11 protein-coding genes are annotated in these 15,812 nt (G+C 44.0%); 4 read left to right on the forward strand and 7 right to left on the reverse strand.

From position 1 onward, the window contains the following. Nucleotides 1-141: 141 nt before the first annotated feature. The 6 genes from V8Z93_RS03020 to V8Z93_RS03045 form a co-directional block, all read right to left on the reverse strand. A complete protein-coding gene (locus tag V8Z93_RS03020; protein ID WP_439432357.1) occupies nucleotides 142-2,283 on the reverse strand; it encodes a S46 family peptidase in 2,142 nt (713 codons plus the stop codon). 255 nt (nucleotides 2,284-2,538) lie between these two features. Beyond that, nucleotides 2,539-3,675: a Fic family protein gene (locus V8Z93_RS03025; RefSeq protein ID WP_439432358.1), complete on the reverse strand. Its 1,137-nt coding sequence runs from the start codon at nucleotides 3,673-3,675 to the stop codon at nucleotides 2,539-2,541. A 38-nt stretch (nucleotides 3,676-3,713) separates the two neighbouring features. Then, nucleotides 3,714-4,223, reverse strand: a complete 510-nt coding sequence (locus V8Z93_RS03030) for a hypothetical protein (protein ID WP_439432359.1) — start codon at nucleotides 4,221-4,223, stop codon at nucleotides 3,714-3,716. Between the two features lie 83 nt (nucleotides 4,224-4,306). Then, nucleotides 4,307-5,770, reverse strand: a complete 1,464-nt coding sequence (locus V8Z93_RS03035; protein WP_439432360.1) for an oligosaccharide flippase family protein — start codon at nucleotides 5,768-5,770, stop codon at nucleotides 4,307-4,309. 101 nt (nucleotides 5,771-5,871) lie between these two features. Next, nucleotides 5,872-7,101: a nucleoside recognition domain-containing protein gene (locus V8Z93_RS03040; RefSeq protein ID WP_089545119.1), complete on the reverse strand. Its 1,230-nt coding sequence runs from the start codon at nucleotides 7,099-7,101 to the stop codon at nucleotides 5,872-5,874. A gap of 61 nt (nucleotides 7,102-7,162) precedes the next feature. Then, entirely contained in the window at nucleotides 7,163-7,606 is a 444-nt protein-coding gene (locus V8Z93_RS03045; RefSeq protein ID WP_439432361.1) for a DUF1016 N-terminal domain-containing protein, read from the reverse strand. Between the two features lie 702 nt (nucleotides 7,607-8,308). On the opposite strand from V8Z93_RS03045, the gene V8Z93_RS03050 reads away from it, so the two are divergent. From V8Z93_RS03050 to V8Z93_RS03060, 3 genes are all read left to right on the forward strand, one after another. Then, nucleotides 8,309-9,322, forward strand: a complete 1,014-nt coding sequence (locus V8Z93_RS03050; protein WP_439432362.1) for a hypothetical protein — start codon at nucleotides 8,309-8,311, stop codon at nucleotides 9,320-9,322. 25 nt (nucleotides 9,323-9,347) lie between these two features. After that, nucleotides 9,348-10,340, forward strand: coding sequence for a hypothetical protein (locus V8Z93_RS03055; RefSeq protein WP_439432363.1), 993 nt, complete (start codon nucleotides 9,348-9,350; stop codon nucleotides 10,338-10,340). Nucleotides 10,341-10,923: 583 nt separating this feature from the next. Then, complete coding sequence (locus V8Z93_RS03060; RefSeq protein WP_439432364.1) at nucleotides 10,924-11,907, forward strand: cation diffusion facilitator family transporter; 984 nt, start codon at nucleotides 10,924-10,926, stop codon at nucleotides 11,905-11,907. A 50-nt stretch (nucleotides 11,908-11,957) separates the two neighbouring features. On the opposite strand, the gene V8Z93_RS03065 is transcribed toward V8Z93_RS03060, so the two are convergent. Next, nucleotides 11,958-14,015, reverse strand: a complete 2,058-nt coding sequence (locus tag V8Z93_RS03065) for a TonB-dependent receptor plug domain-containing protein (RefSeq protein WP_439432365.1) — start codon at nucleotides 14,013-14,015, stop codon at nucleotides 11,958-11,960. Nucleotides 14,016-14,348: 333 nt separating this feature from the next. Between V8Z93_RS03065 and V8Z93_RS03070 the strand changes: the two genes are divergently transcribed. Then, nucleotides 14,349-15,770 (forward strand): AAA family ATPase, encoded by a 1,422-nt coding sequence (locus tag V8Z93_RS03070; RefSeq protein ID WP_439432366.1) that lies wholly within the window; start codon nucleotides 14,349-14,351, stop codon nucleotides 15,768-15,770. Nucleotides 15,771-15,812: the final 42 nt, after the last annotated feature.

Below are 15,812 nucleotides of genomic sequence, written 5' to 3' on the forward strand. Positions count from 1 at the left end.
AAGAAAAAGTAAGAGCGGAAAGTCAGAAGTTAACAGGTTAACAGTTAACAGCTGATTTTCCGCTCTTTTTATATCATCCTGAGACTAATCTTTATCCCAGGATAAACCTTTATATCATCTCTGTTGATTCAGAGATAGGATTTACTTCGCATTAATCTCCTTCAAGAGGCGGTCTGCGTGTCCCCACTTATCCATCAGGTAGAGCACATAGCGAATATCTACACCGATGCAGCGAGCCAGGCGCTTGTCGAAGTTGATGTCAGAGCTGAGGCTGTCCCAGTTGCCATCGAAGGCAAGACCAATCAACTCACCCTTACCATTGAACATAGGGCTACCAGAGTTACCACCGGTAATATCGTTGTTGGTGAGGAAGCAGAGCTGCATCTTGCCAGTCGTCTTATCCTGATACTTGCCGAAATCCTTCTCAGAGAGAAGCTCGTGCATGATAGGCTCAGCGTAGTAATCGATTACCTTATCGCCCTGCTTCATCTTCTCAACGAGGCTCTCGGCTGTGGTATAATAGCCTGATGGCTTGCCACCGAGGTCGAAACCGCCTACCTGACCATAGCTCAATCGCATGGTGAAGTTGGCGTCGCTGTAGTGAGGCATGTCTTCCTCCATACGGAGCTTGGCAGCACAGAGATACTTCTCCTGCTCGGCGATACTGTCGTTAATGCTGCCCATCTGAGCAGCGAAATCTGCAAATACATCGTTCAGATCCATACCGAAGCTTACGCCTGGATCCTTCTCATATCCCTTCTTGTTGAAGTAGAGCTTGGCACCCTTCTTCATGATGAGCGACTTCTCCCAGAGATAATCCACATACTTGGCGTAATTGCCGCCAAACTCAGCGTCGATGGTCTTGTAGAACTTAGGCAACCACTTGGCATCTACGTGCTCCTTGTAGTTCTTCAAGAGGGTAGCGAGCACTTCCTTATCGAGCGCCATATCCCATTCTGCAGAGTTATCTTCAAACTCATGATACTGCTTCTTCTTGTTCTTCTCTGGACCCTTTACCTCCATGTTGGTCTGGAGCTTGATGGCACGGGTAGAGAACTCGATGTTGCTTCTTCTTGTGAAAGATTCAGCGAAGTTGGTCCAGGCGTATTTCACGTCTGCGCTCTCTTTGTAGAGCTTGGCGAGTTTGTCGAAATCTACCTTGTGGGCGAGGTCGTTGGCTGCCTTGGCTGTATCCTGCCAAGCACGGAGACGGGTTTCGTACTCACGCTTCAGATTCACGATGCCGATAGAGTCGATACACTTGTTCATACCGATGGCATTCTTCCAGTAGTTGGAAGAGCTGGCGTACTTGCTGTCGTACTTGATGCGGACAGCCTCGTCGGCACGCATGTGCTTCTGCATTACCTCCTGCTTTACGCCACGAACCTGGGCACGAGGAGCATTCTCTGCATCGCGCATGGTCTGGATTCCGTAGCTTGAAAGATAGCGCTCTGTGCTGCCTGGGTAACCCATGGTCATCGCATAGTCACCATCCTTGTAACCCTGGAGAGAAACCTGTGCCCAACGCTTTGGATGATAAGGCACATTATCCTTGCTGTAGGCAGCAGGACCATTGGTCTTAGGGTCGGCATAGATGCGGAATACAGAGAAGTCGCAGGTCTGGCGAGGCCACATCCAGTTGTCTGTATCGCCACCAAACTTACCCATAGACTTTGGTACAGTGAAAACCAGACGCAGGTCGGTGAAGTCGCGGTAAGTAGTAGCGTACCATTTGTTGCCCTCGTAGAATGGCTGAACGGTGATATGGAGGGTAGAATCGTTCTTCTTAGCCTCTTTAGTCATCTCGTTCTCCAGAGAATCGATGAGTTCATCGCGCTTCTTGTTGTCGAGTTTCTCGTATCCGAGGCTCATCACCTTATCGGTTACATCCTTCTGTTCAACCATAAAGCTGACGAACATATTCTCGTTAGGCAATTCCTCTGCGTAAGATTTAGCAAAGAAACCGTTGAGCATATAGTCGTGCTCCACGGTAGAGTGGCTTCTGATAGCCTCGAAACCGCAATGGTGGTTGGTAAATACCAAACCGTCTGGAGAAACGACTACGCCTGAGCAATAGCCAGAGAAGTTAACCACAGCATTCTTCAAGGCGTTCTCGCCGTTGTAGAGCTGGTCGTAAGTCATACTGAAGCCTTCGCGCTGCATCATCTCATACACAGCGTTTGGCAAGTTGTAAATTGTCCACATTCCCTCGTCAGCGTGAGCGGTGTTGATTCCGCAGAACTCCATGATAGAGGCGATAAGGACCGTTGCTTTTTTCTTCATTTTATTCTTTGTGTTGTTGTTATATGATTTGCAAAGTTACGATTTTTCTGCGAGATAACATCAAGTAGAACAGAAAAAAGCAAAAAATTCCATCAAAGTTTCCTTTTTAGAGTTATTTCTTTCACTTATACTAGAAATATTCGATAAAAACACAATATTTTTCACTTATACATGAAAAAGATTGCAAAAGTAGCGAGTTTTTCTTGTATAAGTGAAAAAATTAGTGCTATCTTTGCGCCATAAAAAAGGTGTTTCTTATTTCTTGATGAGCCATTTCCCTCCCTTGTCTGGTCCTATTCGTTCTATTATGTGATCTTCTTTCAGTTTCTTTATATGTTTAGAGATGGCACTTCGGTTGATTTTCAATCGTTTACTCATCTCATTGGTGGTGACAAATGGGTCGGATGCGATAAGGGAAAGGATAGACTCTTTGGTTTTCTGTCCACCTTTTCTGCCTACCTTTTCTGTTTTCTGTCCACCTTTTCTGTCCACCTTTTGATGAGGCGTGTGGGGTACTTGGGGGGTAGCAAGTCTTGGCTGTACCTTCCATTCATCTGTAGGATCTATATGCAAGTATCTGTTTTTGAGAACCCAACTTTCGCCTAGCAGCAAGTTTCTGAAGAAACGAACAAGGTAGATAGGAGAGTACTCTATATCTTTATTGATATTGCGATAATTGGCACGAACCAGGGCATTGCGGAAATACCAGGAATGCTTGGCAAACATTTCGTTGTTCACTTCATATCCTAACGAACGGAGATATTGAATGGTGAAAATTGCCGTGGTTCGGGTGTTTCCCTCTCTGAAAGCATGGATTTGCCAGATGCCTGAAATGAATTTGGCAATATGCTCAATCTTCTCATCATCCGTCAGACCTTTATATGAGAAGTTCTTCTCCTGTTCAATATCCCAATCCAAGGCTCTTCGCAAGTCTTCCCAATTCAGGTAGTTTACGGAATCTCCTTCGAGCACCCATTCTTTCTTGGAAATATCATACTGTCGGATTTCTCCTGCGTGCTTGAATACTCCCTCGAATATTCTTCGATGCAGGGAAACATATCCGTTGGTATTGAAGGCAAAGGTCTTGCTGGCGAGAATCTTCGCGATGTTGGCCGAAACCTTATCTGCCTCTTCCTCGTCTTCATCCTTAGGTGTACGGACCGTCTTGCTCTGATAGTAAGAGTCAATCAGTTTTCTAGTTTCATCCAGAGTGATTTTTCCTTCGATGTTTCGCTTAGCCACATCTATGAGATACGCCGACGGTTGCAGCCCATCTACAGCCTGCAATCCGATAGCCGTCTTCCAGTTCTCGGCACTTTCCTTCTGCGAAGGCTCTCCTTGTCGAAGATACTCGTCGAAGGATGCGAACTCGTTGATATTATCTTTATTCATAGATGTAATGCTTGATATTTAACTTTGCAAAGTTACGACTATTTCCCGAATTTTCCAAGGCTTCGCTTGATTTTCTTCATAATTTGCCTTTTTGCTGATAACATTCCTGGTGATAGAACCTCTTGCTCCAGCATATCCAATGCCATTCTTAACTCTTCGAGAAGTTCGGGATAGTATTTCATCTGCTCGTAGGCAAGCTTCATGCAGTAGCAGCGGATGGCGTAGGGTTGGGAACAGGCGGTAATCTTGGCAATGCAGAAATCGATGAAATCGGAGCGGAGTGATTCTTCCTCGAAAGGCTGACGGAGAAGAAGATGGAGCATCAGGCGGCGCTTGGTCTCATTCTTCTCTACGAGAACTCTATCTATCAGTTCGTCATGCTTCTGAAAGAGCCACGGGTTGTTGGCTTCATCGAAATGGGTTAAAGCCCAAAGCGCATTGAACGATACACGGTCGTTTTCATCAAAGGTGAGCTGGTAAAGCTCTTCCTTTAAACAATTATTCTCTTTGCCTTGCGTCTGAAGGCAAAGAGAATAAATATCGTTCACACTTAATCTGTTTATGAGTTGATTCCTCATCATTTCAGTTCTTATAACTTCTTGTTTCAGCTCTTATAATTTCATAAGATGCTTTACTTTCTAAAGAACTTACCCACCACCGGCAGACTCTTCAATGGGAAATCCTTCTTCACGAGATAGGCGGCGAAGATGAGGATGAGCACCGTGTTGATGAGGCAGGCAATTCCACTGGAGAAGTATCTGTTTGCCTCGGTCATTCCTGCGAAGAGGATGAGGGCGAGAACCACATAAATCATAATTTCCTTCACCGGATAGTTGATAGGATACTTCTTCTGACCCACGAAGTAGGAGAGAAGCATCGCCGTTCCATATCCTGCGAAACCAGCCCAGGCACAGGCAATGTAACCATAGATAGGTACGAAGATAACGTTGATGGCAATCAATACCGCACAACCGATGCCCGAGAAGTAAGCTCCCCAGATGGTCTTGTCGATGAGCTTGTACCAGAAACTGAGGTTGAAATATACTCCCATCATGATTTCGGCAGCCATTACGATAGGCACTACCTTCAAACCATCCCAGTAGTCGCGACCTATGATGTGGCGCAATACATCCAGATAGCCTACCACCACCAGGAAAGCCAAGAGGGTGAAGATGACGAAATACTTCATCGCCGAAGCGTAAGTCTGTCGGTTGTCCTTATCCTTCGCCTTGCCGAAAACGAACGGCTCGTAAGCATAGCGGAAAGCCTGGGTAATCATCGCCATGATCATCGCAATCTTGCTGGCTGCTCCGTAGATTCCGAGCTGCGCATGCGCATCGCCCTTCTCATAGATGTAAGGGAAGAGAATCTTATCGGCTGTCTGGTTCAGAATACCGGCAATACCGAGTACGAGGATTGGCCAACTGTAGCCCATCATCTTCCTGACGAGCACCTTACATTCGCTCCAGGAGCATTTCTCGCCCATGAATCCTTCCTTCAGTTCCTTGTAGAAACAGAAGGTGATGGAGGCGGTACAAACCAGGTTGATGTAGAAAGCATAACCCACATCGTGACCATCCATGATGACGTAGTAAACTAGGTTGAGCGCAATGTTCAGACCGATGAAGAGCAACTTGAAGGCAGCAAACTTCAATGGGCGCTTCTTGTATCTGAGGTAAGCGAACGGAATGCACTGGAAGGCATCAATAGCCACGGTTACGAACATGGTCCATACATAAGCCGGATGGTCGGCGTAGCCCATCGCATCGCTCAAAGGCGTGATGAAGAGGAATACCAGGGCGATGAAGAGTAGGGAAGAGAATCCCACCATGCTCAATACCGTGTGATAAACCTTTTCTGAGTTTTCTCCCTCCTTGTTGACAAAACGGAAGAAGGTGGTCTCCATTCCGTAGGTCAGGATAACGAGGAGTAACGCCGTATAGGCGTACATGTTGGTGATGACACCATAACCACCACTGGCGGCGCTGATCTTAGCCGTATAGAGTGGTACAAGCAGATAGTTGAGGAATCTGCCGATGATACTGCTCAAACCATAGATGGCGGTATCCTTTGCGAGTGATTTTAAACTTGCCATTATCTTTCTTAATGTTGAATGTTAAGTGTTAAATGTTAAATTGGGCTTGCGCCGTCATTCAAAGATTATCTGTGTAAATCTGTGAAATCTGTGGGAGACTCTTATCCGAAGAATAAATATGCAATAGCGATTGCTGCGATGACTCCTGCCAAATCGGCGAGCAGGCCGCAAGCTACGGCGTGACGGGTATTCCTGATGCTTACGCTTCCGAAATATACTGCCAATATATAGAAGGTGGTGTCGGTGGAACCCTGGAAGATGCAGCTCAATCTGCCCACAAACGAATCAGGACCATAGTTCTTCATCGCCTCCAGCATCATGCCTCGTGCACCACTTCCCGATAGCGGTTTCATGATGGCGGTAGGCAGGGCGCCTACGAAATCGGCATTCAAGCCGCATTGTTCTACCGACCACGAAATGCCTTGAATCACCATATCCATCGCTCCCGAAGCACGGAATACGCCGATGCCCACGAGAATCGCTACAAGATAAGGGATAATCTTCACCGCAGTGGTAAAACCTTCCTTCGCTCCCTCGATAAATGCATCATAAACATTCACCTTCTTCCAGAAACCAGCCAGGATGAAGCAGAGGATGATGCCCAGGAGAATCATATTCGAAGCCAGGGTAGTAACTGTATTCATCGTATCCTTGTCCATCTGTCCGAATCCCCAGATGATGATGCCTACGAAGGCGCACATTCCCAACAGAGTAGCGAGCAATACCGGCTGCAGGATGTTGATGCGCTGCCAGAGCGAAGTGATGATGATTCCGGCAAGCGTAGCCACGAGCGTAGCCATCAGGATAGGGATGAAGACATCCGTAGGCTGGGCTGCACCATAGGAGGCACGGAAGGCGAGGATGGTGGTAGGGATGATGGTGAGTCCTGATGTGTTCAGAACCAGGAACATGATCATCGGGTTCGTTGCCGTATCCTTTTTCGTGTTGAGCTCCTGCATCTGCTGCATCGCCTTCAATCCTGTTGGTGTTGCCGCATTATCGAGTCCCAGCATATTCGAAGCGATATTCATGAAGATGCTTCCCATCACCGGATGGTTCTTCGGAATATCGGGGAAGAGACGGGTGAAGACCGGGCTGAGTGCTCGGGCCAACACATTCACTACTCCCGCCTTCTCTCCAATCTTCATGATGCCAAGCCAGAGAGCGAGCACGCCCGTCAGTCCGAGAGAAATCTCGAAGGCATTCTTGGAAGAATCGAAGGTGGAATCTACAATCTTCTGGAAGATAGTCGTATCTCCCATTGCCAATCCGATGAGTGCGAAGATGAACGCAATCACGAAAAATGCTATCCAAATGTAATTTAAAACCATATTCTGTTTATGCTTTCTTAATCGTTGTTATTGCTAGTGGAATTCTTTGCGGATTGCTCTTTCATTTCGAGACAATGACAGCCTGATGCCTCCAGGGTACACGAAGCAAAATCGCAGGCATAGGAACGCTAGTACTTTCTAAGGTTTCTAATTTTGTACCAGCTTGGTACAAAAATTCATTTTGCGAAGAATAGAAGAGATACCACTTGCGTATTTTATAAAGATTTGACCAAGAAAAACCTTCTACATTTGGAAATGCAGAACGCAAGTCCAAACTAAGCTGTTTTATAAAATTAGTGCCCCACTTATATAGCTTTTGCTTGTTACAAATGTCTTCTCCCAAGCTCCAATAAAGCTTGTGCAACTCTTCATTGACTTTGATAGCCGCTTTGAGTTGGGCGATGCGAATACGACCTTTCAAATCGGAGAGCCACTTCACATAGTTGCTATCCGACATAATAGATTCGCTATTCACGAATTGGGGTATGCTATTCTTTTCTGCCATATCGTTTACTCTTCAGTTTTATTTGTTGCTTTTCCAAGCACGGGTGCAAAAGTACAATAAAAATTTCGCATAGCGTGGTTAAATACAGGAAAATCCCTCAGAAAGGGAGGAATTTGATGATTTTTATCCCTCAATGAGGATTTTTTGCTAAAAAATTTTGTTCTTTCAAACATTATTCGTATATTTGCCGATGATTCTGAGTAAGGATCACGACATAATGGAAAAGGCGCATACTTAGCGCTTTGTTCTTGACGGATTGAAACTTCGCAAACTTCATGCATTGTCAGAACATAGCAACGGTAGGTGCTCTCGGGATGTGTTAATTCACATCCCTTTACTGGTATGGCTTATTGCGTCAAGGCGGTAGGTCTTATATCCGTATAGGGATAAGTGTATACATATCGGCGTGGGCTTCGACGTTGCTCGTTCAACAATGCAGGGCAATGCGAAGGCCTCAATCCGTGGGACGAGTGACGGGTAAGTTCCCACGCTTTTTTATTTTGCCGAAACTGAAATCTTAACCCGCCAAGTCTCGGGAACACCTGGCAAAATGATAATATACCAATGAAACAGAACGCTTTTTACTACTTTTGTTAAGCCGAAATCAAGAAATTTCGCTTATGAACCATTATGGACTTGATAGTTTCAAATAGAATAACTATCTTTGTCCCCCAAATTAATAACTTTAAAAAATAATTGTATATGAAACATTTTTTGGTGATACTATTAATGAGCCTGCTTTTTTCTTCTTGTATGAAGAATTATCCTGAAATGGTGTATGAGAAGGCTTTACAATACCAGCAAGAGGGTAAATATATTCTTGGTAAGTCTGATGATCCTTCAGGAAAGGAGCATTATATTGTATACATTGATAATAAGAATATTGTTGTTGATGACTTAGTTGATTCTCTAAGACATTATCCTTTAGGCAATTTAAAAAGTTTTGATTTTGGTCTTTATAATGGAGATGCTGCAGGTAATGACAGTATTGATTTTGGTGAGAATGAAAGCTCTTTAAAATGTTTGGTACAGGCAGATACTGCAACTAATACGATGACTATTGAACCTTCTTATGAAATATGGCCATTGAAGATAATTGCATTTAAAGATATCGTGTGTCCTAATCAATATTGTGCTTATTATTTTGATGGTAAATCAAGCATAATCTTCTTTTTTGATAGACCAGGAGAAATTTACACCAGCCTGAATGAAGTCGTTACAGTGAAGAAAAATGAAAAAGGTTTTAACCTTCATTTCCACGATAAGGGAAATAATTTGGGCTTGTATAGCTTGTCAGAAAAGCTGGTCTTTGAGAAATGTGAGTTTAATATGCAGATAGCCGACGATAGTGAGATACTTGGTGTAGATGATAAAATAACAATTGGTGAGGCATATTCAATACCAGTCTCTGTTTTTGGCACCCCAGAGCTTCCTGCCTATATCGCAAAGATAGAATCTGCATTACATCCTATGTATTATTGGAATTGTCAAAATTGTGGTAGAGTTGTTAAAGCAGAAGAAAAACCAAAAAGTTCTGTATGTGATTTCTTTACAAAATCATATTGGACATTTCATAGTTGGATAAAAATAGCAGTTGCTGGTTCTTCTTATGTTTATCAATGTCAACATTGTGGTGTGCAAATACAAACAAACGATATCCCTCATACGGGTAATTGTCCTGAAGGCGGGCAACATGTTTGGGGAAGATTAGATTAAATTGATTATTAAAGTTTTTTGTGTAATGAAACGTGTTTTTTCTATTTTGTTGTTAGTTCTTACAATGGTGATGTCAAGCGTTGCCATGGAGATAGATGGTTCTATTTATTTTTATCGTGGTGGGGATATGCCGCGATATTTAAAAGTAAATAGTAGTACTGATATAGTAATAAATGATAATGGAAGTGAATATAAATCAACAAAATCTGAAGTTCGTGTTTTAGACGTTTATCTTCACTCTGATTTAAGAGAAGTAGATTTTAGTCAATGCCAATCTGGAAATTTGTATTTTGATAATGGAACTGCTTTTCTTAAGGTGGGTTCAGATAGTAGTTTCGTTAATTTAAAAATCAAAGATATCCATCAGAGGTTTGTTGAATTTGAATATTCCGAAGACGATGGGTGGTATAGTGAAGGTGTAATTGTTTTAACTGGAGATGGAACTAATTTGGTTTACTTGTTTGGACATAGTCATTTGTTTTATTTGTCACAGTCTGGAGAATATTTAGTAAAGTATACAAGATGTTTGAACGATTTTGGGCTAGAAAATGCTGATATGGCTACGTTGTCAACAATTTTACGGTTGACAGCTTCGGGTACTATTAGAAATGAAGAAAATCCAGCACGTTTATATATGGGGAAGAGGTATGTAGAACTGCGGGAAGATTGTCTAAGTGAAAACTTTGCAAAGGCTGTACGTGATTTATTTGAAGATAACGTCAATGATATAAATGCTGAATTAGGTACTACTGTAACTTCTTATAAAGCCAAGAAGGAAGCACCTAAACAAAATAAAGAGTGGGTGATAACGGATAAACAGGTAAAGCAGATGCAGGCGGCTTTTGATAGAAGTGTAAATAAGAATATCCGTGCAAATACAGGTCGTGATGGTATTCATACGTGGAGATGCAGTAGGTGTGGGGCACAAGTAAAAGCGAAAGCTCCTAACAGAGGTGTAAAATGTCCACGTGCTGTAAATAAGATTAATAGTAGCCATAATTGGCAAAGATTAGATTGAAAATTTTCTTTCTGTAATGCGTATGTACCAGTTCGACTACAAGAAGAGTTGTTGCAGCAAGTTTGATTTTGAGTTTAAGCAATTAGACTGATATTTAGAAAAGAGGGTGTGTCATTAACTTATGACACACCCTCCTTTTTATTTTTTAAGTTTTCATATAGAATCTTTATCCAACAAGAAATCAAATACGTCCATAAATACGATGCCGTCATCGTTTTGGTATTTCTTGATGAGGTCGCCTGTTATCACATACTTTATAAAACTATCGTCTATACGTAGCAAAGGTAGATATTAGTCTCTATATTTACAATCATAACAGGAAAGATTTTTGCGGATTTCCGCAGTTTTCTTTCGCAGAATTAACGGTTACGGCTTGATATTTTAAGTTCGGTGATTTGTCGAATTCCATGCTTTTATCTCTTCGCTATCACATTATTCCCTATTCGTTATACTTTTTTAATCTCTCTTTTTATCCGATTTCAGAAAAAAGATGTACTTTTGCCGCTCAATTCATGAAAGACAGGAATTTGGTTATACAAAAACATTATTGAGGAAGCAAAGGACTTCTGTTATATTTTATGGTATGGATAAGAATGAGAGAATAAATAACGAGCAAGAGATGCCCGCAGAAACGAAAAAGAATCATTCCGTTGATGCGGATAGAGTAAAGGAAGTATATAAGGTGACGATAGCGGGAAGCATCATCAATGTGGTGCTGCTCGTACTGAAGTTTGCTGCTGGTATCCTCGGACATTCTGCAGCCATGATAGCGGATGCAATTCATTCGCTCACCGATTTCGCCACAGATGTGGTGGTATTGGTATTCGTAAAACTGGGCAATAAGCCGAAGGATAAGGACCATGATTATGGGCATGGCAAATACGAGACGCTTGCCACAGCCATCATCGGCATTTCGCTCTTCGTGGTGGGTGTGATGATCTGCTATTCGGGCGTAACCAAGACCTATCGTGCCATCTGCGGCGAGACACTCCAGCAGCCGGGCGTTGTAGCCTTGATTGCAGCCATCGTAAGTATCGTGATGAAGGAGTGGGCTTATCAGTTTACGGTTAAAGCCGGAAGAAAATATCATTCCGAGGCTGTAGTGGCAAATGCCTGGCATCATCGTAGCGATGCTTTATCGAGTATCGGAACGATGTTCGGTATTGGTGGCGCCATCATCCTGGGAGAAAAATGGGCGGTGCTCGATCCGCTTGCAGCCATCATCGTGAGTGCCTTCATCATCAAGGCTGCCTGGGGACTGGTGATGCAGTCTGTGAAAGAACTGACGGATGCCAGTCTTCCGGAAACGGAGGAAGATGAAATCCTGAAGATTGCAAATGAAGAGCAGGGAGTAGGAGAGATTCATAACCTGCGTACCCGTCGCATCGGAAACAAGATTGCGGTAGAGATGCACATCCGCATGCCGGGCTCTCTTTCGCTTTATGAGGCTCATGAGCATGCTACTCATATCGAAACAAAACTGAAGCAGCACTTCGGCGCAGATACCCATGTGGGAATCCATCTCGAACCGATTAAAGTGAATGGAAAATATCAGAAACCGGAATAAACGGAAAAAGTCTTCAAGCCATTTTGGCTTGAAGACTTTTTTGTTTTATATTACCAGCCGAGATTTACGCTGGCTCCTGCCATAATCCACAAACCTGGCTGCTTAACGGCTGTGAGGTCGTAATAGCGGTGGCAAGTGATGTTGTCGGCTTTCACGAAGATATTGTATTTCTTCTCATCCCACATCAGCTTGCAATCCACCTTGGTGTATGGATGATAGCCATTCATTCTCTGTTGCCATCTTACGCTCCACGATGCTGAAAGCTTGTTCCAGATCTGATGATCCAGACCGAATACTGCCTTGTGCTTCAGATACTCCAATGCATAGAGTGATTTCAGGATGTTGGTCTCGGTCTTATGATCCTGATAGATGTAAGCATAACCCAACTTGATGCGGGTAATGAAACTGTTTGGTACCAACTCTCTCATGTAGATAGTAGCATCTACGTTGTAGCCCATGTTGTTGAGCTTTCCGATGTTCATTACATGATACTTGCTGACATTCTGTTCGGTCACGGAAGTCTGAACCCAGTCAATCATGTTGGTGCCGTGTGCGTAGAATCCGCTTACGGTTGCGGCAAAACCAGTCTGGCGATACTGGGTTCCCACCTTGAAGGTTGAGTTCTTCTCCGGGTTTAGGGTGATGTCGCCCTGCTGCACCACATTACTTATATATAAGTCGGTGTAGGTAGGCATTCTCAGAGCCTTGTTCCAGGATGCGTAGAACTTCCAGTTGTTGTTAGGACGATAACTCATATCCACACCAGGATAGAAGCGGAAGTCGTTGTCCAAACCGGTGTTCTTGTTAGCCAAGACACCAGCCGACAAGGTGAAGCCGCCGAAGATGAAGTTGTGCTCCAGCATGATGTTGGTGTTGGTGCGCTCACCCTTTCGGGTATATTGACGGTCGGAACCCGAGATGTCCTTATAGTCTTTCTCTGCGAGTTCCTCGCCCAATGCAGTAGAGTAGATGCACTCCTTACTGATGTCGAAACCCACTGCGGTCTTACCCAAAGCCCAAGCCACGTTGGCATTCAGACCTCCACCATAAACATCGAGGTCGTGATAGTTCTCGCCCGCCTTGGCTCCAGCCATACCACGAATCAACTGATAGTGATCCTTGAATTTGTTATAATAGAATTGAGGCGCAATCTCCCAGGTCTTCTCCTGGTTGTGCAGACTCAGATTGAGAGAAGCCATACCGTGATCTGTCTTCTCATATTGGTTGTTGTTTTTGGCGCTGTAGAAAGTATTGGCACCGTAGCTCTGGGTAGCAATACCCAGCTGGGCGATGATGTCGAAACGCTGGTCGTAAGAGAGCGAGAGATTGCCGTAGCCCTGTCCCTTCTCGAAGTCGCTGTTGTCTGTGCCACCATCCGAGCGCTTGTAGCCTCCGCTTACAGAATAAGCATGAGTCCACTTGCCTGTCTCAAAAGCCGTCTGCACACGTCCCTGTGCTCCGAAACTTCCAAAGCTTCCGCCTTCTACACTTGCAGATACTCCATCATTCTTTGCCTTCTTGGTCACGATATTGATGGCACCATTAAAGGCTGAAGTTCCGAATACGCGCGATGCTGCCCCCTCGAGCACTTCGATGTGGTCGATGTCGGCAAGAGCTACAGGAAAATCAGAAGCATTGTGACCAGTCTGTGGATTGGAAATGTTGACACCATTCAAGAGAATGGTAATCTGGTCGAAGGTTCCACCATTGATGGAGATATCCGTCTGAACACCAAAGCCACCACGCTGACGGACATCCACGCCGGTAGCTAATTTCAATACATCGTTGATAGTCTGCGCAGCCGCACGATGAATATCGTCGCGGGTAATGACAGACACAATCTTAGGTGACTGCTCTACAGTCATCGGCGCACGAGATCCGGTAACGCTCACCGCATCTAGCTCGTAAGCCTTTCCGCCCTTGTAGAGGGTAGAATCAACCTTGGCTCCCTCTGTGCTAACGCCTGCAGCCTTAGCATGGCTCAGGGTAGCAACGCTGAGTGCACCAACAAGTACCTCTCTTCCCAAAACTGCGAAGAGTGAGTAATTCTTGTTAGAGAATCGGTTGAACTTCAAGCTGTTGCGCTTGTTGAAAATTGTTTTGTACATTAAATAAAATGTTTATAAATGATTAATAATTCGAAGCCGCAAGCCTGCACGGTTTTCGGCATTCGGGGTGCAAAGGTACTACCTTTCCTCGAAATGGCAAAGCAAAATGTGATTTATTTTATCCTGCATGTAAAGATTTAATTTAAATCAAGAGCGGTTGGCTTGCTATACTTGGCGGAAAAAGGGGTTAAAAAGGCGTTTTTCGCCAATTATAAGCGTATACTTGGCGGAATGTGGGTTAAAAAATGTATTTTCCGCCAATTATACCGATTGTTTTTATTATCTTTGCCCCTAGTTTAATAAGTAGAATCATCAATTAGGGAGGATTATAATATGTTGATAGGCAGAAAGAAACAGCAGGCTGAGTTGCTGGAAGCTTATAATTCCGATGACTCAAAATTCGTTGCGTTGTATGGAAGAAGACGTGTGGGAAAGACTTATCTCATCAAACAGACGTTTAAGGATAAGTTTACTTTTTCTCATTCCGGTCTTGCTAATGGGTCTTTGCAAGAGCAACTGTATGGTTGGCGTTCTTCTTTAGAGAACGCAGGATATGTTGCGCCTTCTACCCCCAAGCATTGGCTGGAGGCTTTCGATATGTTGAAGGAGCTTATTCGCCAGTCATCAGCGAAGAAGAAAGTTGTTTTCATCGACGAAATGCCTTGGATGGATACGCCTAGGTCTAAGTTTGTCACGGCTTTGGAGTTCTTCTGGAATGGATGGGCTGCCATGCGAGACGACATCCTGCTCATTATTTGCGGTTCTGCCACATCCTGGATTATCAATAAGATCTTCAGGAATCATGGCGGACTTCATAATCGTGTGAACTATCAGATATTCCTGGAGCCTTTCACCCTTCACGAGTGTGAGGAATATAGCGAGGCTATGGGCTTGGCTTATTCTCGATATGATTTGCTGGAAGCCTATATGGTGATGGGTGGTGTTCCCTATTATTGGTCTTTGATGCAGAAGGGCAGGAGCTTGGCACAGAATATAGATTCTCTTTTCTTTGCACCTCAGGGGCTTTTGCATTATGAGTTCAGGGAGTTGTATGATTCTCTCTTCCGTAATTCTGATAAATATATAGATGTGGTGAGTATCTTGGGGAAGAAGTTAGGCGGAATGCGTAGAGAGGAGATTGTGTCTGGTCTGGGAATTGCGGATAATGGCAATCTTTCCCGAATCTTGGAAGATTTGGAGCATTGTGGCTTTATCGTCCGTACCAATGCCTATGGTGCCAGGAAATATAATGCCATCTATCGCCTGATGGATAATTTCTCTTTGTTCTTCCTGAAGTTCATGCAGGAGAACAAAACTGATGATCCTTCGTTCTGGTCTCACAATTATACTTCGCCTCTCCGGTATTCGTGGTGCGGCTTGGCTTTCGAGCGGGTATGTTTCCAGCATATTCCTCAAATCAAGCAGGCGCTTGGCATTTCGGGCGTTGTTACCAATACGTATTCCTGGCAGGTGAAAGATGATCCGGTTTATGGTGCAGGAGCGCAGATTGATATGCTGATAGAGCGAGCCGATAATACGGTCAATATCTGCGAGATGAAGTTCTCACAGAATGAGTTTGTGATAGATAAGGATTACGATGCAGTTCTTCGTCACAAGCTCTCCCGCTTTGGTGCTTCCGTTTCTCATCGCAAGGCGATTCATCTTACGATGGTTACCACCTATGGGGTAGTGCATAATGCCTATTGGAATAGGGTGCAGAGCGAGGTTGTGGCAGATGATCTGTTTAGTGAATAATTGTAAAAATGGGCGATTTTTTACCCATATCTCATAAAAAAA

It is taken from the genome of Segatella copri (assembly GCF_051861805.1).
In the GTDB taxonomy this organism is placed as follows: Bacteria; Bacteroidota; Bacteroidia; order Bacteroidales; family Bacteroidaceae; genus Prevotella; species Prevotella copri_M.

Excerpts from the sequence above, each read along its gene's own strand:
- V8Z93_RS03035 (WP_439432360.1), bottom strand. The coding sequence starts at position 5,770 with ATGGCAAGTTTAAAATCACTCGCAAAGGATACCGCCATCTATGGTTTG.
- V8Z93_RS03020 (WP_439432357.1), bottom strand. The coding sequence starts at position 2,283 with ATGAAGAAAAAAGCAACGGTCCTTATCGCCTCTATCATGGAGTTCTGC.
- V8Z93_RS03025 (WP_439432358.1), bottom strand. The coding sequence starts at position 3,675 with ATGAATAAAGATAATATCAACGAGTTCGCATCCTTCGACGAGTATCTT.
- V8Z93_RS03055 (WP_439432363.1), top strand. The coding sequence starts at position 9,348 with ATGAAACGTGTTTTTTCTATTTTGTTGTTAGTTCTTACAATGGTGATG.
- V8Z93_RS03045 (WP_439432361.1), bottom strand. The coding sequence starts at position 7,606 with ATGGCAGAAAAGAATAGCATACCCCAATTCGTGAATAGCGAATCTATT.
- V8Z93_RS03060 (WP_439432364.1), top strand. The coding sequence starts at position 10,924 with ATGGATAAGAATGAGAGAATAAATAACGAGCAAGAGATGCCCGCAGAA.
- V8Z93_RS03040 (WP_089545119.1), bottom strand. The coding sequence starts at position 7,101 with ATGGTTTTAAATTACATTTGGATAGCATTTTTCGTGATTGCGTTCATC.
- V8Z93_RS03065 (WP_439432365.1), bottom strand. The coding sequence starts at position 14,015 with ATGTACAAAACAATTTTCAACAAGCGCAACAGCTTGAAGTTCAACCGA.
- V8Z93_RS03050 (WP_439432362.1), top strand. The coding sequence starts at position 8,309 with ATGAAACATTTTTTGGTGATACTATTAATGAGCCTGCTTTTTTCTTCT.
- V8Z93_RS03070 (WP_439432366.1), top strand. The coding sequence starts at position 14,349 with ATGTTGATAGGCAGAAAGAAACAGCAGGCTGAGTTGCTGGAAGCTTAT.